This is a genomic window from Azomonas agilis (assembly GCF_007830255.1).
Lineage (GTDB): Bacteria > Pseudomonadota > Gammaproteobacteria > Pseudomonadales > Pseudomonadaceae > Azomonas > Azomonas agilis.
Genome location: NZ_VLKG01000001.1, coordinates 176,802 through 198,878, shown reverse-complemented (window position 1 = coordinate 198,878; position 22,077 = coordinate 176,802). Strand labels below are relative to the sequence as shown.

Below are 22,077 nucleotides of genomic sequence, written 5' to 3'. Positions count from 1 at the left end.
AGTGTCGGTGCTTAGAAGCGATAACCGAAGCTCAGCATGTAAACAAAGGGGTCTACGTCCACATCCACGTCCACCCGTCCACCGGCTAGCCATGTAGTGCCCTTAGTGTCGATGTCGATGTAACGCATCTGGGCGTTGATCAGGTATTGATCTGAAATCATGTAATCAACGCCGATTTGGGCGGATAATCCATAGGAGTTATCAATGTCCAAACCGCTTTGGAAGCCTTTGCCTTTGGCCTCACGGCTCAATTTGTCGTTAAAGAAGAAAGTGTAGTTAAAGCCCACGCCCACATAGGGTTGAAAATCGTAGGTATCGTCTAAGGGGAAGTAGACCAAGCTCAGGGTTGGAGGCAGGTGTTCCACTTCACCTAAGCGGCCATTTAAGCCTGCATAGGGGCCAGGCATACCTTTAACCCGTAATTCTTGAGTGAAAGGAGTAGCCGCCAACAGTTCGACACCGATGTTATCCGTCAGCATGTACAGGTAGTTCATACCCATTTGGACTTCATGATCCAAAGTGACTTTGGTGCCGGGAATATCGCCTAAAGCTTGGTGGTGGATATCATCGCTGCGCTCACGAGGGTCAACCAGTACGGCACCGACGCGGAAAATAAGGTCCCCTTCCAAATGGGCATGGGCCGCTGGAGCGCCCAATAAGGCAGCCATCAAGGATGCAGTGAAGAGAATCTTACGCATGGTGTGAGCCCCTCTATCGCCTTTCAGGGAACTACAGAAACTGGAAGTTCTGCGAAGAAGCGAATCTGTTAAAAGTTTGATGGGGCTAATGTTAAAACTTGAGGGCTGGCACTTTTTGATACAGCTCAATAAAGCTTTGTTGGTCTAATTGCTCTTTGATAATTAAATTGATCTGGCTCAAAAAAGCCTCAGTGTTGTATTTAAATTAGGCGGGTATTTAATTTTTGAGTAAAAAATAAGGTATTGATACAGCTCAATAATTTTAAGCCAATGCTGATAAGTGACTTTATGTTTTTGATCTGGAGCAATAAGCTAATATCTGATGAGCTAGTGCGACATTTTGTCTTTTTTGATAGTAAAAACTGTATTGCAAAACAAGTAACTAATCCCAGTTATTTTGTGTTTATTTATTAGGTCAGGAATTAAAGAATGATTCGTATTCGGGGAACTGTAGGGGGTTATCCTGTAGCCCTAGATATTGAGTTGGATGCACAGGACTGGACACAGTTGGGTGGTTTAGTAAGTCTTCAAACCTCCTCAGAACCTGAAAAGGTTTCAAGACCCGTGGGGCCGGAAAAAACGCGGGCCGATCCCTTCTGGCAATTGGCGCAACAGATACTGCAACAGGCAGGAACCCTAGCCGGGCCAGCGTTATTGGTTCAACTGGAAACCTTAACGGGGAATACTCAAGCCGCTAAGCAGCTCATGGTACGGCTACGGCACAGTAACGAGGTTGTAGTTGAGCGCTCATCGGATGCCCTGCTGTATCGTTGGCAGGGCTCAGAGGATAAGTAAGTCGGGCGGCTTAATAAATCGCTTGATAGAGTTTACGCCGGTATTGGGTGACTAAAGGATGGTCATTACCTAAGAGCTCAAACACTTGCAGCAGTGTTTTGTGGGGCTGTCCCTCATGGTACGACTTATTGCGTATAAAGAGCCGTAACAAGCCCTCAAGAGCCGCCTCATATTGTTGGCGGGCTAATTGCTGGATGGCGAGTTGGTAGAGAGCATCATCATCCTGAGGGTTTTGCGCTAAACGGGATTTGAGTTCAGCTACTTCAGGCAGCTCAGCGGCTTGGTGCAGGAAGGTAATTTGGGCACGAGCTCCCGCTAAGGCGTGTTTATGCTCATCCCCTTTAACTGCGTTTAAAACCGCGTCGGCTTCGGTGAGCTCATTGCGTTCAATCAGGCAACGGGCGTATAGAATCAAGGCGGTGGCTTGATCATTTTGCTCAGTCAGAATGGCCTTAAGCAGTTGCTCTGCCTCAGCAAACTGAGCTTGGTTGAATAACGCCTGAGCTTGCTCCATAGGGTCGGCTTCAGGCGCTGGAGGTAGGCTAACGTGGGGCGCTAACATAGCTCGAATCGCGGATTCGGGTTGAGCTCCGGCAAAGCCGTCTACTGGCTGCCCGTTTTTAAACAGCACCACGGTCGGCAAAGTACGAATGCCTAGGCGCATCACTGAAGTCTGTTCCAGATCGCTATTGACTTTAGCCAGCAGCAATTCGCCCTGATATTCCTCGGTGATTTTAGCCAGCAGAGGCATTAAGGCTTTGCAGGGCGCACACCATTCGGCCCAAAAATCCACCAATACTGGCTTGTGGAAGGAGTTTTCCAGCACCACCTGATCAAAATTGGCATCGGTGGCATCGTAAATATAGGGTACTGAACTCATGGGGGCTTAGATCCCGTACTACAGGAAGGATGGATGCCCCATGTTAAGTGGCCTGAGGTGCGACGGGAAGTCAGGAAGGAAAGGATTCTTGTAGATATGCGTTTTGTAAGGCTGTGCTGTACTCATAGATAGAGCAGTCTCTATAAACGAGGATTAACTATCTAGGGTGCGTACAAAGATCAAATCTATACGAACAAGTTTGATTTTTTGAGCGAAAAAGTATTAAGTGTTGACATGGTGTCATAGTTTATGTTTGCTATCAATTATAAGTAATTTTTTTGAAAAGCTTATTATTAGATTTTATTTTGTATCCCGATTTATAGCCGTTAATACAAGTGATATCTATCGACTTACGATCAAGCATTTAAAGTATGAAATGCTTTTGCTATTCATTAAGGAATAATGATGTCAGATGTTAAGCAACGAGGTCTTGGACGAGACTTTTGGTGGTTTCGAGGTGGTGAGTTTTTATCTGAGTTAGGAGGTTATGCCCAAACCCTCGCTATTGCTTGGTGGGTGCTTGAGCTCACCGACTCTGCAGCAAGTATGTCTGTGGTTTTAGTTTTAAAGTTGATCACTTGGCTGCTGGAGTAGGAACAGTTGCGGGGGCTTTAAGTCTTGGTCTATTGGTAAGGCATACATCAAGGTATATTGTCAGTATTTTAGGTGCTACTTTACCTATACTTTGCTTTGTTGTAATTGGATTGGCTCAGAGCTATTGGCCCCTTTTGGTTGGCGTTAGTTGTTCTAGTATTTTTACGACTTGGCTGAATACTTTGATAAGCAGTCGATTAGCTCTGGTTATTCCAGATAGTTATCGTAGCCGCACTACGACTACAATGAGTGTATTTAGTAGTGTTGCTGTACCTGTTGGGCTGTTAATTACGGCTCCTCTTATGGATTATTTCAACGGCTGGTATGTTTTTTTAGGTTGCAGCTTATTAAGTACACTTAGCCTGTTTCTTTTTTTTATGATTCCAGGTATTAAAGAGTTTTTTAACCAGCCTCCAGAGCAAGCACAGGATTGGTTTAAATTCACTTACTTAGAAAAGCTACAAATTCATCCAAAAACTACAAAGCCTCAACAGCTATACGCCAATTAGTAATAGGTTTTCTTGGTCATATACTGGGAATAAACTCACCTTGCTAGTAGGTGAGTTTTTAGTCTGATAATTACGTTTTGCAAAAATACCCGAACCTGTTTTATATATTTATGGGCAAGCGCTAACTATCGGGCTGAATATGTAAATAGTGCCTTTCTGGGTTAAGGTGTGGGAATTGCTTGTAGTGAGCCCACGGATAAGTCACTGGCTAAGCTGATGCTACGACTGGGTAAGCGCATGGTCAGTTGTCCCGACTGAATGACCCGTCCGCGTAATTCAACCCGTCGATCGGTCGGAAATCGCTCGGGATCAAAAGCCAGTTGGAAGGGGGTTTCCGCCGTTTGAATGGAGATTTGAGTATCTCCCAACGAGCGGGCAGGGCGGGAACGCTCATTGAGTTCAACCAACGCCAGCTCAACCTCAGCACCTGCGGGAATGCCAATCAGTTGTCCCGTCAATACCCGATAGTTGGCAGGAATGGCCGGAGTCGAACTTTCCTGCATTTTATTGGGTGCTACGGATGTGGGGGGCTCGGCGGTTGTCCGGCAGCCTGCCAGCACAGCCAAACCGATTAATGAGCATACTAAGGATGAACGCATGGCGGGACTCCGTATCAGAGCGCATAAGTTTATTACTCTACTCCAAGCGCGGTTGAGGATTAAGTACAGATTGTCTGAAAAGACTTAAGTCTGGCGGGTTATGGCAGGCTCTAGGATAGGCTAATATGCTGCATCGTCTTCGGATATTCTTGGCATGCATTGTCCTTTTTGTAAGGCTCACGACACCAAGGTCATTGATTCGCGACTTGTGGCTGAGGGCGAACAGGTGCGCCGTCGTCGTGAATGTCTGGCCTGTGGCGAGCGCTTTACCACCTTTGAAACGGCTGAGTTGGTGATGCCACGCTTGATTAAGCAAGATGGCAGCCGACAGCCCTTTGACGAAACCAAACTCAGGGCAGGGATGCAGCGCGCTTTAGAAAAGCGGCCCGTTAGTGTCGAGCGTTTGGAGGAAGCCATTGCCCACGTTAAATCCCGCTTGCGCTCCACTGGCGAGCGTGAAGTGAAATCGCGGGTTTTGGGAGAGTTGGTGATGGCCGAGCTGCATAAACTGGATGAGGTAGCTTACATCCGCTTTGCCTCCGTCTATCGGCGTTTTCAAGATCTTAACGAATTTCGGGAAGAAATTGATCGCCTATCCCGTGACCCTTCCCTTTCTCGTGATCCTCCCAAAAGCGAATGAGCGACCAAGATCATTTTTTTATGGCCCAAGCCCTAGGCTTGGCACAGCGCGGCCTGTACTCCACCCATCCTAATCCTCGTGTGGGCTGCGTACTGGTGAACGCCCAAGGGCAGACAGTCGGGCAAGGCTGGCATGTGCGAGCGGGTGAGCCCCATGCTGAAGTGCATGCCCTACGCCAAGCCGGTGAGTTGGCCAAGGGAGCTACCGCCTATGTCACTTTGGAGCCGTGCAGCCATTATGGTCGCACGCCGCCCTGTGCCGATGCTCTGATTGCCGCTGGTGTTAAACGGGTAGTGGCTGCGCTGCAAGACCCTAATCCACAGGTGGCCGGTCGTGGTTTAAAGCGCCTGCATGAGGCGGGTATTGAGGTGCAGAGCGGGGTATTAGCGGCTCAGGCTCGTGCGCTGAATATTGGCTTTATCAAACGTATGGAAACCGGAATGCCTTTTGTTCGGGTCAAACTAGCCATGAGTTTGGACGGACGCACCGCGATGGCCAGTGGCGAAAGTCAGTGGATTACCGGCCCTGCAGCACGTTCTGCGGTGCAGCGGCTGCGCGCGCGCTCCAGCCTAGTGCTGACGGGCGCGGACACCGTGCTGATGGATAACGCCCGTTTAACCCTAAGGGCTTCAGAGCTGGGATTGGATGAGGAGCAAACTGCACTGGCTTTGTCGCGTCCACCGCTGCGAGTGGTGGTCGATAGTCGCTTACGTGTGCCTTTGAATATGCCCTTTTTTAGCGCTGGCCCTGCCGTAGTGGCTACGTTAAACAATCCATCCACTGAGGCCCATCAGCAAGCCGGGCATCGTTTGTTGCTGTGCCCTGAAGCCGAAGGGCATGTGGATTTGACATGGCTGCTCCATCAATTAGCCCAAGAGGGTGCGAATGAGGTTTTAGTGGAAGCAGGCCCAACCTTAGCCGGAGCCTTTGCCCGTCAAGGTTTGGTGGATGAATACTGTATCTTTATGGCTGCTAAATTGATGGGCTCAAGCGCTCGTCCGCTATTGGATTGGCCTCTCGCACGTATGGAGGAGGCCAGCGCTTTACGTATCTTAGATATACGCGCAGTAGGCAGCGATTGGCAGATAATTGCAGCTCCGGAGCAGGCTCTATATAGCGCCTATGTTTGATCCTTATAGCAAAAAGACTGCTGCACAGCGCAACAACTTGTGATAAAAACTCGCCCGGCTGTCTAAAACAGCCGTTTCGTTCTCAGGGCGGGGTGTAATTCCCCACCGGCGGTAATGACGTTCTAGTCTAGCCCGCGAGCGCCTACATAAAGTAGGGACAGCAGACTCGGTGTGATTCCGAGGCCGACGGTCATAGTCCGGATGAGAGAGGGCGGGATCCTTATCAGAGCCTCAATCGGCCTGAGTCCTCGTTCGATCGCCCTGTTTTTTATAAACAGGAGAAAGCGTGACATGCGTTTAAGAATGCCTCTGGTCGGGAGCAGCCTATGTTCACCGGCATAATTGAAGCCATTGGAACCCTGCGTGCCCTAACCCCAAAAGGAGGGGATTTTCGGGTGCAGGTGGACACCGGTAAGCTGGATTTAGGCGACGTTAAATTAGGCGATAGTATTGCCGTTAATGGAGTCTGCCTCACCGTAGTTGAGCTCACAGGGCACGGATTCTGGGCCGATGTGAGCCGTGAAACGCTATCCCGCACGGCTTTTAGTGAGCTAAAAACTGGCAGCCGAGTGAATTTAGAAAAAGCCCTTACCCTCAGCACGCGCTTGGGCGGCCATTTGGTCAGTGGCCATGTAGATGGCATGGGCGAGATTATCAGCCGCGAAGATAATGCCCGCGCCATTCAATTTCAGGTACAGGCTCCTAAGGAGCTGGCCAAATACATCTCCCTCAAAGGCTCCATCACCGTGGATGGTACCAGCTTGACGGTCAATGCCGTGAAGGGTGCGACCTTCACTCTAACCGTAGTGCCCCACACGCTGGCTGAAACCATCATGACCGAATATCGCCCCGGACGGCGGGTGAATTTGGAGGTGGATCTACTGGCCCGTTATCTGGAGCGCCTCTTGCTGGGCGATAAAGCCGCAGAGCCAGAACCGGCCAGCGGTGGCCTAACCGAGCGCTTTTTAGCCGAACACGGTTTTTTGAAGTAACGAATTCCGAAATTTTCAGAGGAATGGCCACATGGCCCTCAATAGTATCGCTGAACTGATTGAAGACATCCGCCAAGGCAAAATGGTCATCCTGATGGATGATGAGGATCGCGAAAACGAAGGCGATCTGATCATGGCGGCTGAGCATGTACAGGCCGAGCACATCAATTTTATGGCCCGTTTTGCCCGTGGCCTGATCTGTATGCCCATGACTCGTGAGCGCTGCGAAACCCTCAAGCTACCCTTGATGGCCCCGCGTAACGGTTCAGGCTTTGGTACTAAATTCACGGTTTCCATTGAGGCTGCTACCGGCGTAACCACCGGAATTTCCGCCGCTGATCGGGCGCGTACCGTTCAGGCGGCGGCGGCTCGTGAGGCCAAAGCGGAAGACATCGTCAGTCCCGGACATATTTTCCCCTTGATGGCGCAACCGGGTGGCGTGCTGTCTCGCGCCGGTCATACCGAGGCGGCTTGCGATCTGTCGCGCATGGCTGGATGTGAGCCCAGCGGGGTGATCTGTGAAGTCATGAACGAAGACGGCACTATGGCGCGCCGTCCTGAGTTAGAGCTGTTTGCCCAGCAGCATGGCTTAAAAATTGGCACCATCGCTGATTTGATTCACTACCGCTTACTGCATGAGCGTACCATTCAGCGCGTGGCCGAGCAGCCTTTGGATACTGAACTTGGTTCGTTCAATTTGGTTACCTATCGGGATTCGGTGACTAGCGAAGTGCATATGGCCTTGATTAAAGGTGATATTCAAGCCGATGAGCCCACCTTAGTACGCGTTCACAACATGGATCCCATGCGTGACCTCTTGCTGGTGCGCCAGCCGGGGCGCTGGAGCTTGCGGGCGGCCATGAGCAAAGTCGCCGAAGCAGGCACCGGTGTTGTGCTGTTGTTAGGCCACGAGATGGATAAAGATGATCTTTTAGCCAGCGTGCTGGAAGGCACGGCCGGTCAAGCGACTCGGATGCCCAGTACCTACAGTACCGTAGGAGCGGGTTCACAGATTTTGCGTGATATTGGTGTACGCCGTATGCGTTTGATGAGTGCGCCGATGCGTTTTAATGCCATATCCGGCTTTGATCTGGAAGTTGTAGAATACCTGCCCGCCGAATAACCCAGACTGCGTGCAAACCTGAACATTCATTTGGGCCGCTGGTTGGCTGGCCCCTCAGGAAACCGAGAGAATTATGACCCTTAAGACCATCGAAGGTACTTTTGTCGCCCCCAAAGGAAAATTTGCCCTGGTGGTTGGCCGTTTTAACAGCTTTGTCGTAGAAAGCTTAGTGACTGGCGCTGTGGATGCGCTGGTGCGTCATGGTGTGAAAGAAGAAGCCATCACCATCATTCGTGCGCCGGGTGCCTTTGAGCTGCCTTTGGTGGCCCAGAAAGTCGCCAAACTGAACAAGTTTGATGCCATTATTGCATTGGGCGCGGTGATTCGCGGCGGTACTCCGCATTTTGAATACGTGGCTAATGAATGCACTAAAGGCTTAGCTCAGGTGTCTTTGGAGTTTGGCGTTCCGGTGGCCTTTGGTGTTCTGACCGTAGACTCCATTGAGCAAGCCATTGAGCGCTCCGGCACTAAAGCCGGTAACAAAGGTGCTGAGGCTGCTCTGTCGGCTCTGGAAATGGTCAGCTTGCTGGCTGCGTTGGAGGCCAAGTGAGCCAGAAGCCTGAAGCTGCTCGCGGCGGTGCGAAACCGGCGCAAGGCAGCAAGACTGCCAAACGTCGCGAAGCGCGTGCTAAGGCGATGCAAGCCCTGTATCAATGGCACATGGCGGGTCAATCCCTGAATGAGATCGAAGCCCAGTTTCGGGTGGATAATGATTTCACACAGGTAGACGGTGCTTACTTCCACGAGCTGTTTAATGGAGTAGCTCGCAATAAGCCCGAAATTGACCAACTGATCGAGCCTCTATTGGATCGCCCACTGGTGGAGTTAGATCCGGTGGAGTGGTCAATTTTGCGTCTTTCCACCTATGAACTGATGCAGCGTACTGATGTACCTTATCGAGTGGTGATTAACGAGGGGATTGAGCTGGCTAAGGTCTTCGGCGCTACCGAAGGGCATAAGTTCGTGAATGGGGTTTTAGACAAGTTGGCTCCCCACTTGCGTCCGGCTGAAACCCGTAAGCCACGGCCCTAAAGGGCGCATAGCTATGGGAGAGTTTGAGCTAATCCGCCAATACTTCGCGGCGGCTTCCTGTGCGCGCACCGGTGCAGGTGTAGTGTTGGGGATTGGCGATGACTGTGCTTTGCTCAATCCCCCGTCAGGAAATTTGGTGGCCGTATCCACCGATACCCTAGTGGCTGGTGTGCACTTCCCTGAAGTTTGCGACCCTGCTTTATTAGGGCAGCGGGCACTCGGAGTATCGGCCAGCGATTTGGCGGCGATGGGGGCTAGCCCTTTGGGGTTTACCTTGGCCATTAGCTTGCCACAGGCAGAGGCCGACTGGTTGCAGCGCTTTGCGGCTGGTTTAAACCAGATGGCTGAGCAGTGTGCTTTGCCCTTAATTGGTGGTGATACTACCTGTGGCCCCTTGAGTCTAACCCTCAGTGTATTGGGGCATGTGCCTCCTCACCAAGCGTTGCAGCGTTCCGGTGCCTGCGTGGGTGATCTGCTGTGCGTCAGTGGCCCTTTGGGGGATGGAGCCGGCGCTTTGCCCTTGGTATTGAACCGAAGCCTTGGCGACTCAGAGACGGAGCGATACCTATTGGCCCGTTATTGGGCTCCTCAACCTCAGTTGGGTTTGGGAGTGGCTCTGCGGGGACGGGCCACCGCTGCCTTGGATATTTCCGACGGTCTGTTAGCTGATTGTGGGCACATTGCCGCCGCTTCTCAGGTGTGCTTGGTCATTGATCAAGAGCAGATTCCCTATTCTGAAGCCTTACAGCGTATCTATAGGCCAGAGCAGGCTCTTCAATATGCACTTTCGGGCGGAGATGACTACCAACTGGCCTTTACGCTGCCTCCAGCGCAATTACCTGTACTTCAGGCTGAAGGCTGGCCCATACAAGCCATTGGTTGGGTCGAAGTAGGTCAAGGAGTTCAGCTACAGACGGCTACCGGCCATCGAATTACGCCCGCAGTACGCGGCTATGATCACTTTGAGCGTGGATCTTGAGTCTTTTTACCAACACTGCACCAACTTTGTGTGAGTGTTATAGTATAACTTTCTAGGTTTTTGGGAGCCTTGCAGTGTCCGTCATCTTTGTCGCTGCTTCAAAACTGCCCACTCCGTTTGGCGTGTTCACCATGCATGGTTTTCTCGACGAGGCCACGGGCAAGGAGCATGTAGCCCTTACCTTGGGTGATGTGGCTGATGGCGAGCCCGTGTTGGGACGTTTGCATTCAGAATGCCTGACTGGTGATGCCTTATTCAGTATGCGCTGTGACTGCGGAGCTCAATTAGAGGCCGCTTTACAGGCCATTGCCATAGAAGGGCGTGGGGTTCTGCTGTATCTGCGTCAGGAGGGGCGTGGTATTGGTCTTCTGAATAAAATTCGGGCCTACGCCTTGCAAGATGCAGGTGCTGATACCGTCGAAGCCAATGAGCAGTTGGGCTTTGCAGCCGATCAACGGGATTACGCTATCTGTAAACCGATGCTGGATCATTTAGGGATTAATGAAATTCGCTTAATGACGAATAATCCACGAAAAATTAAAGCCTTAGAGGGTTTTGGTATTCGTATTGCAGAGCGTCGTCCTCTGCATATTGATGCCAATCCCCACAACCTGCGTTATCTGGCTACCAAGGCCGGTAAATTAGGTCATCTGTTGGGCGATATTCATCAGGGTGAAGTAGAGCCTTAGTTTCTGCATAGGCTCCATGCGTTTCCTCTGTGTCCTGATCTGCTTGGGTGTAGTGCCCTCGGCTTTAGCCATTAGTTTCAATTTGGGAGCGTTGGAAGCCCAGCTAGACAGCCGATTTTCCTTGGATCTGCGTTGGGCGGCTGAGGAAGCTGATTCTGCGTGGATCGGTGCTAGTAATGGTGGCCAAGGTCAATCACCCAGCAGTGATGATGGCCGCCTCAATTTCCGCCGCGGTGATAGTTTTTCGCGGCGCGCTGAAGGCCAGCATGATTTGGAGCTGCGCCTTGGGGATTCTGGGGTCTTTGTGCAGGGGCGCTATTGGTATGACTTTGCCTTGCAAAATCACTCCCAGTCTTTTCGAGAGCTCGATAATGGCCACCGTCCTCGGGCTGCTCAATCGGCGGGAAGTCAGTGGTTACAGGCCTTTGTGTTCCACCATTACCAGTTAGCCGGGCAACCCGGAACCTTACGTTGGGGACGACAGGTGGTGGATTGGGGTGAAGGCCAGCTCTTACCTTCCGCCTTGGATGTTATTAATCCCGTTGATTTCAATAGATTTTCTGGGTTAGAGCGTCCTGATACTGAGGATAGGGTTCCGGTGAATCTGCTGTACCTGTCTCAGAGTTTGCCTCAGCGTTGGACTTTGGATGCTTTTTATCAATGGGGTGACGCGATGGAGGTGCCTGCCAACTGTGGCGGCTTTTTTGCCCAGCGGGATGTATCGACGCGAGGTTGCTCGTACTATGCGGTAGATAGGGACGTAAATCCTTGGGCTCAAGCTGAGGCTTTAGGTTTGGGTTATGCGTGGAGTTCCGAAGGAGTATTAATCCCTAGAGCCGGTGATCAAAAAGCCCAGCACAGCGGCCAGTTTGGATTGGCGTTGTTTTGGCAAGGAGACCATGTGCGTCTGGGGTTTCATTGGTTGCGTTACCACAGCCGTCAGGGAATGCTGGGTGTGCGCACCGCTAATGCTGAAGTATTGGCCTACCTAGCTCAAAACACTGAAACCAGCGCTGTGAATGAAGCGGTGCGTTTAGGTCATGGGCGTTATTTTTTCAGCTATCCAGAGGCTATTCGTCTGTACGGGCTGAGTGCAACGGGGACTTTAGCTTCCGGTGGCACCCTTTGGGGCGTATTAACCTATCAGCCCAATACGCCCTTACAGCGTAATCAAGCCCAGCTGATTGACTGGTTGGGACAAACCTCAGAAGTGGCTGAGCAAGAGGGATACCAGCGTAAACGAGTGGCTCAGGGGCAACTGGGGATTCATCAACCGCTAAATGCCGAGATTGCAGGCGCGCAGCAACTCAGTGTCGAGGCTGAGTTGGGGTATGTGCGTGTGATGGGCTTAGGCAGCGAGCGCTATGGTCGTGATCCTGTTTTTGGCTCGGCGGGGCGAGAGGGCTTTATTACGTCGGAGGCTTGGGGCTATCGACTACGTCTATCTGCAGACTATGCAACGCCCATAGCCCGTTTATATGCGCAACCTCAAATAACCTTTACCCAAGATGTGCAAGGTTATGCACCTAATGAGCAATTCAGCCAGGGAGCCTGTTCCATTGCCGCTAAACTGGGGTTTTCCTATATGGATACCTATGCTGTGGAAGTCAGTTATAGTCATTTTTATGGTGGGCAGTATAACTCGCTGAAGGATCGAGATTTTATGCGTATTAAGTTCTCGACACAATTTTAACGGTTTATTTAGCGAAGTTTAAACTCAGTCGTTGTAACTGGGCTGAGTTGTCTATGGGGTTTTGTTGTAAATCTGTCTAAATATTTAATATTTATAATTGATTTATTGCTTCTGAGTTTAAATATTTTTGGTGCATTTATAGGTGATTTTTGCTATTAGCTATCCGTCGTAGTCGCGAATTTTGAGGAGGTTATACTCAGTGTCTGGTAACTTCTGCGCAGAGGATGGGGTAGTGGGCGGCATGTTTTTATATCTATTTGATTTAATTAATAAATTTAATAATTGCAAGTAAGGAATTTAGATTGTGAGCATGACCCTCAAAACTAAAATTTTATTATTGGCTACGCTACCTGTTGCGTTATTTTCTGCCTTGATTACCGGTTGGGCCTATGTATTTCTGGATCAGAAAATGGAGCAGCAGGTCAATACAGCCCGCAATCAATTGCTAGAGCAGAGAAAGCTTGTACTGCAACAGTCCGTAGAGATAGCGCTGACTGCGATTAAACCCATCTATGAAGCCTCTGGGAGTGGTGATCTAAAGGCCAGAGCCGAAGCAATTCGACTACTGTCTTCAATCAACTATGGGAAAGACGGCTACTTCTTTGGCTACGACTCCAATGTCATCCGTCTGTTTAAAAGCACAGATCCTGTTGGCGTAGGTGATAGTTTTCGTGATAACCGAGACTCTAATGGTGTTTATGTTAATCGTGAGTTAGTTCGAGTTGCTAAAGAAGGCACTCACTATGTGAATTACAGTTCTACCTTACCTGGATCCAATACATTAGTTCCAAAGTTAGGCTATACCGAGTACTTACCCAAGTGGGATATGGCTTTTGGAACATCGGTTAATTTAGACGATTTAAGCGTGGAGTTAAATAAACTTGAAGCAGCAATCCAAGAGCAAGTCAAACAAGAGTTAATGGGAGTATTAGGTGTTTCAATAATTTCGCTCATTGTATTAGTGATAGTGACGCAGTCTTTTGTGCGCCATACCTTAAAACCATTGCGTTTATTACAGGCTAACTTAGACGATATTGCTCAGGGTGAAGGGGATTTAACGCGCCGTTTGAAACTGGATTCTCAGGATGAACTAGGGCAGTTAGCACGCTCATTCAATCGCTTTGTGGACAAGATTCAGCAGACGATTGTGGGGGTAGTTGAAGCAACGCAGCAGTTGACCAGCTTACTCAATGAAGTGGCACAGCAGGCTCGTAAAACACAGCAAGCTATGCAGCAGCAACGCCAAGAAACCGATCAAGTGGCTACGGCGATTAATGAAATGTCCGCTGCCGCTCAAGAAGTGGCCAACAGCGCCCAGCGCGCTGCCGAAGCTGCCCATGAGACGGATAGTCAGGGGAGGGCCGCGCAACGGGTTGTCAATGGTAGCGTGACCCAGATTCATGCCTTGGTGCAGGAAATGCGCGACAGCAGTCAGTCGCTGGATAGTTTGCAGCAGGACGTGCAATCCATCGTGAGCGTCTTGGATGTTATTCGCTCCATTGCTGAACAGACCAACTTGCTGGCACTCAACGCGGCTATTGAGGCTGCCCGTGCCGGAGATGCTGGACGGGGTTTTGCGGTAGTAGCCGACGAGGTGCGCGCCTTAGCAAGTCGTACTCAGCAAAGTACGCAAGAAATCCAAACCATGATTGATCGGTTGCAGCGCGGCACAGTAGCTGCGGTGGACTCAATGCGGCGTTCGGGAGAAACCGGGGAGCAAACCACCACTCAAGCTAACCAAGCGGGAGCCTCTTTAGAGGCCATCAGTAGTTTGATTTCAACCATCAATAACATGAACGCGCAAATTGCCAGCGCTGCCAGTGAGCAAACCGCGGTGGCCGAATCCATTAATCGCAGTGTGCATACTATTGCAAACGCGGTGGAGGATATGGCGCAGAGTGCCGAGCGTGGCACTAGTACCACTCAAGGTTTAGTAGCACTGGGCGAGCGGCTCAGGGGTTTAGTAGGGCAGTTTCGCGTTTAGTAGCGAGGTAGCGAGCACTTTGGGGCATACCAGCAAGTTTTAGGTGTGCTCTAAAGGGGCATCTTACTTGGCTTTTTTATGGCATTTCAGCCCGTGCTAGGTTTGGCGTGACGGGCCAAGCGCTCTAAAGCTGCCCGTAATTGCGGATCTTGGATGGCCGCTGCGGTTTCCAGCAGATCAACCGCCGCTTTGCTGGATAACGAAGGTAAACTCCGTTGTATTGGCTGAATGGCCTGCTGATCAGGACTTACCTTAAACACAATTTGGTGCAGCCCCGCAAACTCTCTAAGTTCCCCTAGACTTTGAATCAGTTTTTGCTGCCGATACCGTAAACGGGTAGCCCAAGCCGCATCCTTAATAATTAGAAATAAACAACCCTCCCGAAAGTTAGCCACGCGGCATTGGTCGCGGGCGGCTGGCTCTAAGAGAAGATCTAGGTGCTGCTGCAAGTGGGATAAGTACTGTACTTGGGCAAACAATGCCTGCAAAGAGCCAGTTTGCAACACCGACTGGGTGGATGTGTAGGGAGTGAAGGACAGAGGATGAGCCATAAGACAGCCTGCAACACACAAAGTATCCAGACTAGCAAAATTTGATGTCTCTAGTCATGAATGCTGCTGAGTGAATAGCTTTTCTCCTTAGCGTTTCCGAGTAGAATGCCCCTTCTATATTTTTTACATTGCATGCAGTCCCGGCCCAATTCCGGGGCCGTGCCACCCACACTTTGCACGGAAGTTCCTGCCGATATGTTTGCCCCTTTGTTAAGAACCCTCTTTGGAAGCAAGAACGACCGCGAAATTAAGCGGATGCGTAAAGTAGTTGTTCAGGTGAATGCACTGGAGCAACAGATATCGGCTTTATCCGACGAGGCGTTGCGCAACCAAACCGAAGAGTTTAAAGCGCGACTGGCCAAGGGTGAGCGCCTAGACGATCTACTACCCGAAGCCTTTGCCGTGTGTCGTGAAGCTAGCCGCCGTGTGCTGGGTATGCGCCATTTTGACGTGCAGTTAATCGGCGGTATCACCCTGCACGAAGGCAAAATTGCCGAAATGCGTACCGGGGAAGGGAAAACATTGGTAGCCACCTTGGCGGTGTACCTGAATGCACTGGAAGGCAAGGGTGTGCATGTGGTAACCGTCAATGATTACCTGGCACGGCGGGATGCTAACTGGATGCGTCCGCTGTACGAATTTTTAGGCTTATCGGTGGGGATTGTTACTCCCTTTCAGCCGCCGGAAGAAAAGCGCGCCGCCTACGCTGCTGACATTACCTACGGTACCAACAACGAGCTGGGCTTTGATTACCTGCGCGACAACATGGCCTTCAGCCAAGAAGAAAAATATCAGCGCGGCCTAAACTTTGCTGTCATTGATGAGGTGGATTCGATCCTGATCGACGAGGCTCGTACTCCGCTGATTATCTCCGGTCAGGCCGAAGACAGCTCTCGCCTGTATCAGCTAATTAATGAACTGATTCCGCGTCTGAAGCGCCACATTGAAGACGAGCCAGAAGTCGTTACCCAAGAGGGGCATTACAGCGTTGACGAAAAAAATCGTCAAATTGAGCTGAACGAACAAGGCCATCAATTCGTTGAGGAGCTGCTGACCGAAGCCGGTTTACTGGCCGAAGGTGAAAGCCTGTATGCCGCCCATAACCTGTCTTTGCTCACCCATGTGCATTCAGGCTTGCGCGCCCATGTGCTCTTCCATCGCAATGTGGAATACATCGTCCAGAATCAGCAAGTCATCCTGATTGATGAGCACACCGGCCGTACCATGCCCGGTCGTCGCCTCTCGGAAGGTCTGCATCAGGCTATTGAAGCCAAAGAAGGTTTGCCGATTCAACCTGAAAGTCAAACGCTAGCCTCGACTACCTTCCAAAACTACTTCCGTCTGTACAAAAAACTCTCAGGTATGACGGGTACGGCGGACACTGAAGCCTTTGAATTCCGCCAAATTTACGGTTTGGATGTGGTCGTCATCCCCACTAACCGTGCCATCGCCCGTAAAGACTTTAATGATCTGGTGTATCTGACTCAGGAAGAGAAGTACGCGGCCATCATTACTGACGTTAAAGACTGCCAAGAAAAAGGCCGTCCGGTTTTGGTGGGCACAGCCTCCATTGAAGCCTCTGAGTATGTGTCCAAGCTGCTGACCGATGCGGGCATTGAGCACAAGGTTCTGAATGCTAAATACCACGATAAAGAAGCCGAGATTATTGCCCAAGCCGGTCGTCCCGGTGCGGTGACTATCGCCACCAATATGGCTGGTCGGGGTACGGACATTCTGCTCGGCGGCAACTGGGAAGTAGAAGTAGCAGCGCTGGAGAACCCTTCAGAAACCGACATCGAAGCCATTAAAACCGAATGGCAAAAACGTCATCAGCAGGTGTTGGAAGCGGGTGGTTTGCACGTGATCGCCTCAGAGCGCCACGAATCTCGCCGCATCGACAACCAGTTGCGCGGTCGGGCCGGTCGTCAGGGGGATCCGGGTTCTAGCCGTTTCTATCTGTCGCTAGAAGATAACCTGATGCGCATCTTCGCCTCCGACCGCGTGAAGGGCTTTATGAAAGCCTTGGGCATGGAGTCTGGGGAAGCCATTGAGCACCGCATGGTGACTAGTGCGATTGAAAAAGCCCAGCGTAAGGTTGAAGGCCGCAACTTCGACATGCGTAAGCAACTGCTGGAGTACGATGACGTAGCTAACGAACAGCGCAAGGTGATTTACCATCTGCGCGATACGGTGCTGGTGGCGGATGAAATCGGCGATGTGATTGCAGAATTCCGCGATCTGGTACTGGAGTCTTTGATCAACCAACACATTCTGCCCATGTCCCTGCCTGAGCAATGGGATATTCCGGGGTTAGAAACTGCTTTAGAAGCTGAGTTTGCTGTCAAGCTTCCGCTACAACACTGGTTGGAAGAGGACGAGCAACTGCACGAAGAGCCGCTGCGCGAACGCATTCGTCAGGCGGTTTTAGAGGCTTATCTTGAGAAGGAGCAACTGGCTGGCCCAGAAGCTTTGCGCGCCTTTGAGAAACAAATCGTACTGCGCGTGTTAGATGATCTGTGGAAAGAGCATCTGTCCACTATGGATCATCTGCGTCACGGTATTCACCTGCGTGGCTATGCGCAGAAGAATCCGAAGCAAGAGTACAAACGCGAGTCCTTCGAGCTGTTCCAAGAACTGCTGGACAGCATCAAGCGCGATAGCTTGCGGGTGCTGTTCCATGTACAGATTCGCCGTGAAGACCCAGAGGAAGAAGAAGCGCGTCTGCGTCAGGAGGCGGAAGAATTGGCCCGTCAGATGCAATTCCAGCATCTGGAAGTGTCAGCCCTTGACCCACAACCTGAGGCTGTACCAGCAGAGCCTTTGGCCGAAGCTCCAACGCCCACCGAACCAACGCCTGAGCCTACCTCTGCACCTGTAGAGCCTGTGGCCGTTGAGCCAGCATCAGAGCCTACTCCCGCTGCGGTTGTAGAGCCCAAGGCTACTCTGGTGGCTCCGATCAAACCGGCTTCCACCGCTCGGGTGATTGCTCGTCCTAAAGCGGCTCCTGCGCCACAGGTTCCAGTGCGTAACGAGCGCAAAGTGGGCCGTAATGAGCCTTGCCCCTGTGGTTCGGGCAAAAAATACAAACACTGTCATGGAAAAGTCAGTTAATAGCGCTACAGAATCTGACTGATCTATTGTTATGAAGGCGTGTGACCTAAGGTCATGCGCCTTTTTCTATCCCTGCGTCACGCATCTTTGTGAAGGAGTTCTTTCATGGCTGTCGGTCTTGGCCCTCTCCCTGAACTGCATCCGGTTCCCGGCTTTGAGCTGGGTATTGCCTCAGCGGGCATCAAGCGCCCCGGTCGTAAGGATGTAGTCGTTATGCGCTGCGCGGAAGGCTCCACCGTCGCCGGCGTATTCACTCTGAATGCCTTTTGCGCCGCGCCGGTAATCCTGTCGCGTCAGCGTTTTGAAGGCCCGGTGCGTTATTTGCTGACCAACACCGGCAACGCCAACGCGGGTACCGGTGAACCCGGTTTGCTGGCCGCTCAGCGCACCTGTGCCAGCTTGGCCCAACTGACCGGCGTGGCTGAAACGGCCATTCTGCCGTTCTCTACCGGCGTGATCGGCGAACCCTTGCCGGTGGAAAAAATCGAAGCCGCCTTGCCTGCTGCTTTGGCTGACCTCAAGCCCGATAATTGGGCCGCTGCCGCTTCCGGCATCATGACCACCGACACCCTGCCCAAGGGCGCGAGCCGTCAGTTCCAGCACGACGGCGTGACGGTGACTGTGACCGGCATCAGCAAGGGCGCGGGCATGATTAAGCCGAATATGGCCACCATGCTCGGCTACATTGTTACCGATGCCAAGGTTAGCCGCTCGGTGCTGCAAGCCTTGCTCAGCGACTCGGCCAACAAATCCTTCAACCGCATTACCATCGACGGTGACACCTCCACCAACGATTGCTGCATGCTGGTCGCTACCGGACAGGCCGCGCTGCCGGAAATCACCGAAGCTCAAGGCCCGCTGTTCGAGGCTCTGAAAGCCGCGGTAATTTCCGTATCCATGGAGCTGGCTCAAGCCATCGTCCGCGATGGTGAAGGCGCGACCAAGTTTGTCACCGTGCAAGTGAACGGCGGTGCGACCCATCAAGAGTGCTTGGACGTCGGTTACGCCGTGGCCCATTCACCGCTGATCAAAACCGCGCTCTTTGCTTCCGATCCCAACTGGGGCCGCATTTTGGCCGCTGTGGGCCGCGCCGGTGTGCCGCAACTTAATGTCGGCCTGATTGATGTGTTCTTGGGCGATGTGTGCATTACCAGCAAAGGCGGACGCGCTGCCACCTACACCGAAGAGCAAGGCGCAGCCGTTATGGCCCAAGCGGAAATCAGCATCCGTATCGAGCTGGATCGCGGCAATTGCAGCGAAACCATCTGGACGACCGATCTGTCCCACGAATACGTGAAGATCAACGCCGAATACCGCACCTGATTCGGAGTTTTCCATGTCTGCGCCGCTGCATGTAATGGCTGCCGTGATTCGCTCCCCCGCAGGCCGCGTGCTGATTGCGCGTCGGCCTGAGGACAAGGATCAAGGCGGTTTGTGGGAATTCCCCGGTGGTAAACGCGAACCGGGAGAAACCCGCACGGCGGCGCTGGCACGAGAGCTGCGCGAGGAGCTGGGCATTGAGGTTCGTCAGGCTCGGCCCTTGATTCAGGTACGCCACGCTTATCCGAACAAAACAGTGCTGTTGGATGTTTGGCAGGTCACGGCCTTTGATGGCGAGGCGCAGGGTTTGGAAGGCCAGCCGGTACGCTGGGTCTGGCCAGATGAGCTGCCCGACTACCGCTTTCCCGCTGCCAATTACCCCATTATCAGCGCCGCGCGTTTGCCAGAGCGCTATCTCATTACCCCAGATGAGCCCAATCCTGAGCTGCTGTTGGAGCGGGTGGAGCAGGCGTTGGCCGCTGGCATTACCCTGATTCAACTGCGCGCCCCGCAGCTGTCCGAGGCGGAATACCGCTGCTTGGCCCAGCGCGTGCTAACCCGTTGCCTTCACCCGGAGCGCCTGATGTTTAAAGGCCCGCTGGCCTGGGCGGACGAATTTCCCAGTGTCGGTTGGCACCTTACGGCGCGCCAACTACACCAACTGCCCGTTGGAGCTCGGCCTTTGGCGGCCCATCGCTGGTTGGCGGCTTCCTGCCACTCAGCGGCGGAGCTGGATAAGGCACTGGCCCTTGGGGTGGATTTTGTCACCCTGTCGCCGATTCAACCCACCCAAACCCACCCAGAAGCGCAGCCGCTGGGCTGGGAAAAAGCGCAGCAGTTGATTGCAGACTTTCCGCGCCCGGTGTATTTGTTGGGTGGCATGAAAACCGAAGATGTGCCGCGTGCGTTTGAAATAGGAGCGCAGGGGGTGGCGGGGATTCGAGGAATTTTAACTATGTTATTTAATGGAGAAAATTTATGAGTGTTACCCCTAGAGGTATGAGTATTCAAGAGGCTTATAAGTCATATAGAGAAGATAAGTTTGAAGTAAATCGTAAATATCAAAGAAAGCTTGTCTGGACATTAGAGGAGAAAAAGTCATTAATTGACAGTATTATAAAGAATTACCCTATTCCTTTAATTTTGTTAGCTGAGTCTAAAAGTAATAGCAAGTATGAGATATTAGATGGAATGCAGCGTCTACATGCTATCTTTTCTTTCATTGAAAATGCGTACTGTATAGATGAGAATTATTTTGATGTTTCGCAGTTTACACGGGCTCATGTCGCATTAACTTCAGGCTTATTTTCAATTAAGCACTCTAGTACTAACTTCTTGACTCCAGATGTTTGTGCCGACTTCTTAGATTATCAATTGGCAGTTACAATATTTCCAGCAGATAATGATGGCCAAGTTACTGATATTTTCGGAAGGATTAACTCCGGGGGAAGACAGCTTAGCTCTCAAGAAAAGCGCCAAGCAGGTATGGTTGATAATTTTTCATCATTAGTAAGGTTGATATCGTCAGAGATTAGAGGTGATGCCTCAAGAGAGGTTTTACCTTTATCAGAAATGCCTGAAATAAGTATTGACTCTAATCGACTTGAGTTGGGTTATAAGCTTCAAGCTGAGAGTATATTTTGGTGTAAGCAAGGAGTGCTAAGGATTCAGCAGCTTAGAGACAGTGAAGATGAGGAGATGATAGCAGATATTGCAGCCTCTATTATTAGCGGAACACCTATAGCAAAAAGCAAAGATTTATTAAATAAAATATATGATGAGGAAGCTTCAGAATACGCAGATATTAGGGCGGCTTTGGCGACGTATGGAGAGGAGCGGTTGCAGGAGGAGATAAAAGTAACTTTCTCTGTGCTGAACGAAGTTATAGAAAACTTTGACTCTGGAGATGCTACTTTAAGAAAGGCTATAAGTGGGAACTCTCAAAATCCAATAAAGGCTGCATTTTATAGCTTGTTTATGGCCATGCACGACTTGGTTATTGCTGAAGAGAAGTCTCCTGTTGATTACGGTAAGATTTTTTCGAGTATATCAGGGTTGCAAGGAAGAATGATAACTACAGCAAAATACTCAACGAACAGTGATCGAGTTAAAAATATAGGAATGGCTAAGGGATTAATTCAAAAGTACTTTGTTAAAAAAGATCCTCCTTTACTTCGTCATGGTGCTGGACTTGCATTGGATTTTGAAAACTCTCTGCGCCGCTCTAAAATTGAAACTCCCAAGTATGAGTGTAAGCAAGGTTTGGTTAACTTGTCTTATAAAAGAGAGTTTGATAAAGCTTTGCTTCCAAAGATTATAGATACCTTATGCGGTATAGCTAATGCTGGCCCTGATGCAGACGGGTTTCTATTTATTGGTGTTGCAGATAAAAAGAATGACTCAGATCGGATTGAGGAGCTAGATAAGGTACAGTCCGTTAAGATTGGTGAGCGATTTGTTGTTGGGATAGATCGTGAGTTATCACATCTAAAAATAAGTCTTGAACAGTACGTTGCAAAAATAGTTGGTGCTATACGAAGCTCACATTTGTCAGAGCCACTAAAAAGTCAGTTATTGAGTCAGATAGATACTGTTGAGTTTAGAGGAAAAACAGTAATTAGAATTAGGATTCCAAAACAAAAAGAAGTGTCATTTGTTGGTGATGATGCCTACACCAGAGAGGGTAGTGAAACCGTTGTCGCATCTGGAAAAAAACTCTTGGCTGTTAATTCATTATTTTCGTGAGCTTAAATAAAGG

Annotated in this window: 21 protein-coding genes and 1 riboswitch; of the genes, 17 read left to right on the top strand and 4 right to left on the bottom strand. The window is 50.8% G+C overall.

Features of this window, described 5'->3' with window-relative positions; translation table 11 throughout:
• Positions 1-11: 11 nt before the first annotated feature.
• Positions 12-698, bottom strand: a complete 687-nt coding sequence (locus tag LX59_RS00875; protein ID WP_144569955.1) for an OmpW/AlkL family protein — start codon at positions 696-698, stop codon at positions 12-14.
• A 429-nt stretch (positions 699-1,127) separates the two neighbouring features.
• Here LX59_RS00875 and LX59_RS00870 point away from each other — a divergent pair, with 429 nt between their 5' ends.
• The gene (locus LX59_RS00870) at positions 1,128-1,493 is read left to right on the top strand and encodes a hypothetical protein (RefSeq protein WP_144569954.1); all 366 of its coding nucleotides are present in this window, start codon (positions 1,128-1,130) and stop codon (positions 1,491-1,493) included.
• A gap of 10 nt (positions 1,494-1,503) precedes the next feature.
• Here the strand turns inward: LX59_RS00870 and trxA are convergent, their stop codons facing one another.
• Positions 1,504-2,373, bottom strand: a complete 870-nt coding sequence (trxA, locus tag LX59_RS00865) for a thioredoxin (protein WP_144569953.1) — start codon at positions 2,371-2,373, stop codon at positions 1,504-1,506.
• Between the two features lie 405 nt (positions 2,374-2,778).
• Here trxA and LX59_RS00860 point away from each other — a divergent pair, with 405 nt between their 5' ends.
• Positions 2,779-2,967, top strand: a complete 189-nt coding sequence (locus tag LX59_RS00860; RefSeq protein ID WP_144569952.1) for an MFS transporter — start codon at positions 2,779-2,781, stop codon at positions 2,965-2,967.
• Complete coding sequence (locus tag LX59_RS00855; protein ID WP_144569951.1) at positions 2,952-3,476, top strand: MFS transporter; 525 nt, start codon at positions 2,952-2,954, stop codon at positions 3,474-3,476. The genes LX59_RS00860 and LX59_RS00855 overlap by 16 nt, the downstream gene beginning before the upstream one ends.
• A 161-nt stretch (positions 3,477-3,637) precedes the next feature.
• Here the strand turns inward: LX59_RS00855 and LX59_RS00850 are convergent, their stop codons facing one another.
• Complete coding sequence (locus LX59_RS00850) at positions 3,638-4,075, bottom strand: YbaY family lipoprotein (protein ID WP_144569950.1); 438 nt, start codon at positions 4,073-4,075, stop codon at positions 3,638-3,640.
• A 154-nt stretch (positions 4,076-4,229) separates the two neighbouring features.
• On the opposite strand from LX59_RS00850, the gene nrdR reads away from it, so the two are divergent.
• The 10 genes from nrdR to LX59_RS00800 all read left to right on the top strand — a co-directional run bounded on the left by nrdR (position 4,230) and on the right by LX59_RS00800 (position 14,337).
• Positions 4,230-4,715, top strand: coding sequence for a transcriptional regulator NrdR (nrdR, locus tag LX59_RS00845; protein ID WP_144569949.1), 486 nt, complete (start codon positions 4,230-4,232; stop codon positions 4,713-4,715).
• A complete protein-coding gene (gene ribD / locus LX59_RS00840; RefSeq protein ID WP_144569948.1) occupies positions 4,712-5,845 on the top strand; it encodes a bifunctional diaminohydroxyphosphoribosylaminopyrimidine deaminase/5-amino-6-(5-phosphoribosylamino)uracil reductase RibD in 1,134 nt (377 codons plus the stop codon). The genes nrdR and ribD overlap by 4 nt, the downstream gene beginning before the upstream one ends.
• 74 nt (positions 5,846-5,919) lie before the next feature.
• Positions 5,920-6,062, top strand: a riboswitch (FMN riboswitch).
• A 109-nt stretch (positions 6,063-6,171) separates the two neighbouring features.
• Positions 6,172-6,837 (top strand): riboflavin synthase, encoded by a 666-nt coding sequence (locus LX59_RS00835; protein ID WP_144569947.1) that lies wholly within the window; start codon positions 6,172-6,174, stop codon positions 6,835-6,837.
• 31 nt (positions 6,838-6,868) lie between these two features.
• Positions 6,869-7,960: a bifunctional 3,4-dihydroxy-2-butanone-4-phosphate synthase/GTP cyclohydrolase II gene (gene ribBA / locus LX59_RS00830; protein ID WP_144569946.1), complete on the top strand. Its 1,092-nt coding sequence runs from the start codon at positions 6,869-6,871 to the stop codon at positions 7,958-7,960.
• Positions 7,961-8,033: 73 nt separating this feature from the next.
• Positions 8,034-8,510 (top strand): 6,7-dimethyl-8-ribityllumazine synthase, encoded by a 477-nt coding sequence (gene ribH, locus LX59_RS00825; protein ID WP_144569945.1) that lies wholly within the window; start codon positions 8,034-8,036, stop codon positions 8,508-8,510.
• The gene (nusB, locus tag LX59_RS00820; RefSeq protein WP_246118645.1) at positions 8,507-8,992 is read left to right on the top strand and encodes a transcription antitermination factor NusB; all 486 of its coding nucleotides are present in this window, start codon (positions 8,507-8,509) and stop codon (positions 8,990-8,992) included. The genes ribH and nusB overlap by 4 nt, the downstream gene beginning before the upstream one ends.
• A 13-nt stretch (positions 8,993-9,005) precedes the next feature.
• The gene (gene thiL, locus LX59_RS00815; protein ID WP_144569944.1) at positions 9,006-9,971 is read left to right on the top strand and encodes a thiamine-phosphate kinase; all 966 of its coding nucleotides are present in this window, start codon (positions 9,006-9,008) and stop codon (positions 9,969-9,971) included.
• Between the two features lie 74 nt (positions 9,972-10,045).
• Positions 10,046-10,660 (top strand): GTP cyclohydrolase II, encoded by a 615-nt coding sequence (gene ribA, locus LX59_RS00810; RefSeq protein WP_144569943.1) that lies wholly within the window; start codon positions 10,046-10,048, stop codon positions 10,658-10,660.
• Between the two features lie 16 nt (positions 10,661-10,676).
• Positions 10,677-12,353 (top strand): DUF1302 domain-containing protein, encoded by a 1,677-nt coding sequence (locus tag LX59_RS00805; RefSeq protein ID WP_144569942.1) that lies wholly within the window; start codon positions 10,677-10,679, stop codon positions 12,351-12,353.
• 304 nt (positions 12,354-12,657) lie between these two features.
• Positions 12,658-14,337, top strand: coding sequence for a methyl-accepting chemotaxis protein (locus LX59_RS00800; protein WP_144569941.1), 1,680 nt, complete (start codon positions 12,658-12,660; stop codon positions 14,335-14,337).
• Between the two features lie 86 nt (positions 14,338-14,423).
• On the opposite strand, the gene LX59_RS00795 is transcribed toward LX59_RS00800, so the two are convergent.
• A complete protein-coding gene (locus LX59_RS00795) occupies positions 14,424-14,888 on the bottom strand; it encodes a DciA family protein (RefSeq protein WP_144569940.1) in 465 nt (154 codons plus the stop codon).
• Positions 14,889-15,083: 195 nt separating this feature from the next.
• Between LX59_RS00795 and secA the strand changes: the two genes are divergently transcribed.
• From secA to LX59_RS00775, 4 genes are all read left to right on the top strand, one after another.
• On the top strand, positions 15,084-17,999 hold the full coding sequence (gene secA / locus LX59_RS00790; RefSeq protein ID WP_144569939.1) for a preprotein translocase subunit SecA: 2,916 nt from the start codon (positions 15,084-15,086) through the stop codon (positions 17,997-17,999).
• A 105-nt stretch (positions 18,000-18,104) separates the two neighbouring features.
• A complete protein-coding gene (gene argJ / locus LX59_RS00785; RefSeq protein ID WP_144569938.1) occupies positions 18,105-19,322 on the top strand; it encodes a bifunctional glutamate N-acetyltransferase/amino-acid acetyltransferase ArgJ in 1,218 nt (405 codons plus the stop codon).
• 13 nt (positions 19,323-19,335) lie between these two features.
• On the top strand, positions 19,336-20,301 hold the full coding sequence (locus LX59_RS00780; RefSeq protein ID WP_144569937.1) for a Nudix family hydrolase: 966 nt from the start codon (positions 19,336-19,338) through the stop codon (positions 20,299-20,301).
• Entirely contained in the window at positions 20,298-22,064 is a 1,767-nt protein-coding gene (locus LX59_RS00775; protein ID WP_144569936.1) for a GmrSD restriction endonuclease domain-containing protein, read from the top strand. The genes LX59_RS00780 and LX59_RS00775 overlap by 4 nt, the downstream gene beginning before the upstream one ends.
• The last annotated feature ends 13 nt before the right edge of the window (positions 22,065-22,077 follow it).

Excerpts from the sequence above, each read along its gene's own strand:
- LX59_RS00875 (WP_144569955.1), bottom strand. The coding sequence starts at position 698 with ATGCGTAAGATTCTCTTCACTGCATCCTTGATGGCTGCCTTATTGGGC.
- LX59_RS00870 (WP_144569954.1), top strand. The coding sequence starts at position 1,128 with ATGATTCGTATTCGGGGAACTGTAGGGGGTTATCCTGTAGCCCTAGAT.
- trxA (WP_144569953.1), bottom strand. The coding sequence starts at position 2,373 with ATGAGTTCAGTACCCTATATTTACGATGCCACCGATGCCAATTTTGAT.
- LX59_RS00860 (WP_144569952.1), top strand. The coding sequence starts at position 2,779 with ATGTCAGATGTTAAGCAACGAGGTCTTGGACGAGACTTTTGGTGGTTT.
- LX59_RS00850 (WP_144569950.1), bottom strand. The coding sequence starts at position 4,075 with ATGCGTTCATCCTTAGTATGCTCATTAATCGGTTTGGCTGTGCTGGCA.
- nrdR (WP_144569949.1), top strand. The coding sequence starts at position 4,230 with ATGCATTGTCCTTTTTGTAAGGCTCACGACACCAAGGTCATTGATTCG.
- ribD (WP_144569948.1), top strand. The coding sequence starts at position 4,712 with ATGAGCGACCAAGATCATTTTTTTATGGCCCAAGCCCTAGGCTTGGCA.
- LX59_RS00835 (WP_144569947.1), top strand. The coding sequence starts at position 6,172 with ATGTTCACCGGCATAATTGAAGCCATTGGAACCCTGCGTGCCCTAACC.
- ribBA (WP_144569946.1), top strand. The coding sequence starts at position 6,869 with ATGGCCCTCAATAGTATCGCTGAACTGATTGAAGACATCCGCCAAGGC.
- ribH (WP_144569945.1), top strand. The coding sequence starts at position 8,034 with ATGACCCTTAAGACCATCGAAGGTACTTTTGTCGCCCCCAAAGGAAAA.
- thiL (WP_144569944.1), top strand. The coding sequence starts at position 9,006 with ATGGGAGAGTTTGAGCTAATCCGCCAATACTTCGCGGCGGCTTCCTGT.
- LX59_RS00805 (WP_144569942.1), top strand. The coding sequence starts at position 10,677 with ATGCGTTTCCTCTGTGTCCTGATCTGCTTGGGTGTAGTGCCCTCGGCT.
- LX59_RS00795 (WP_144569940.1), bottom strand. The coding sequence starts at position 14,888 with ATGGCTCATCCTCTGTCCTTCACTCCCTACACATCCACCCAGTCGGTG.
- secA (WP_144569939.1), top strand. The coding sequence starts at position 15,084 with ATGTTTGCCCCTTTGTTAAGAACCCTCTTTGGAAGCAAGAACGACCGC.
- argJ (WP_144569938.1), top strand. The coding sequence starts at position 18,105 with ATGGCTGTCGGTCTTGGCCCTCTCCCTGAACTGCATCCGGTTCCCGGC.
- LX59_RS00780 (WP_144569937.1), top strand. The coding sequence starts at position 19,336 with ATGTCTGCGCCGCTGCATGTAATGGCTGCCGTGATTCGCTCCCCCGCA.
- LX59_RS00775 (WP_144569936.1), top strand. The coding sequence starts at position 20,298 with ATGAGTGTTACCCCTAGAGGTATGAGTATTCAAGAGGCTTATAAGTCA.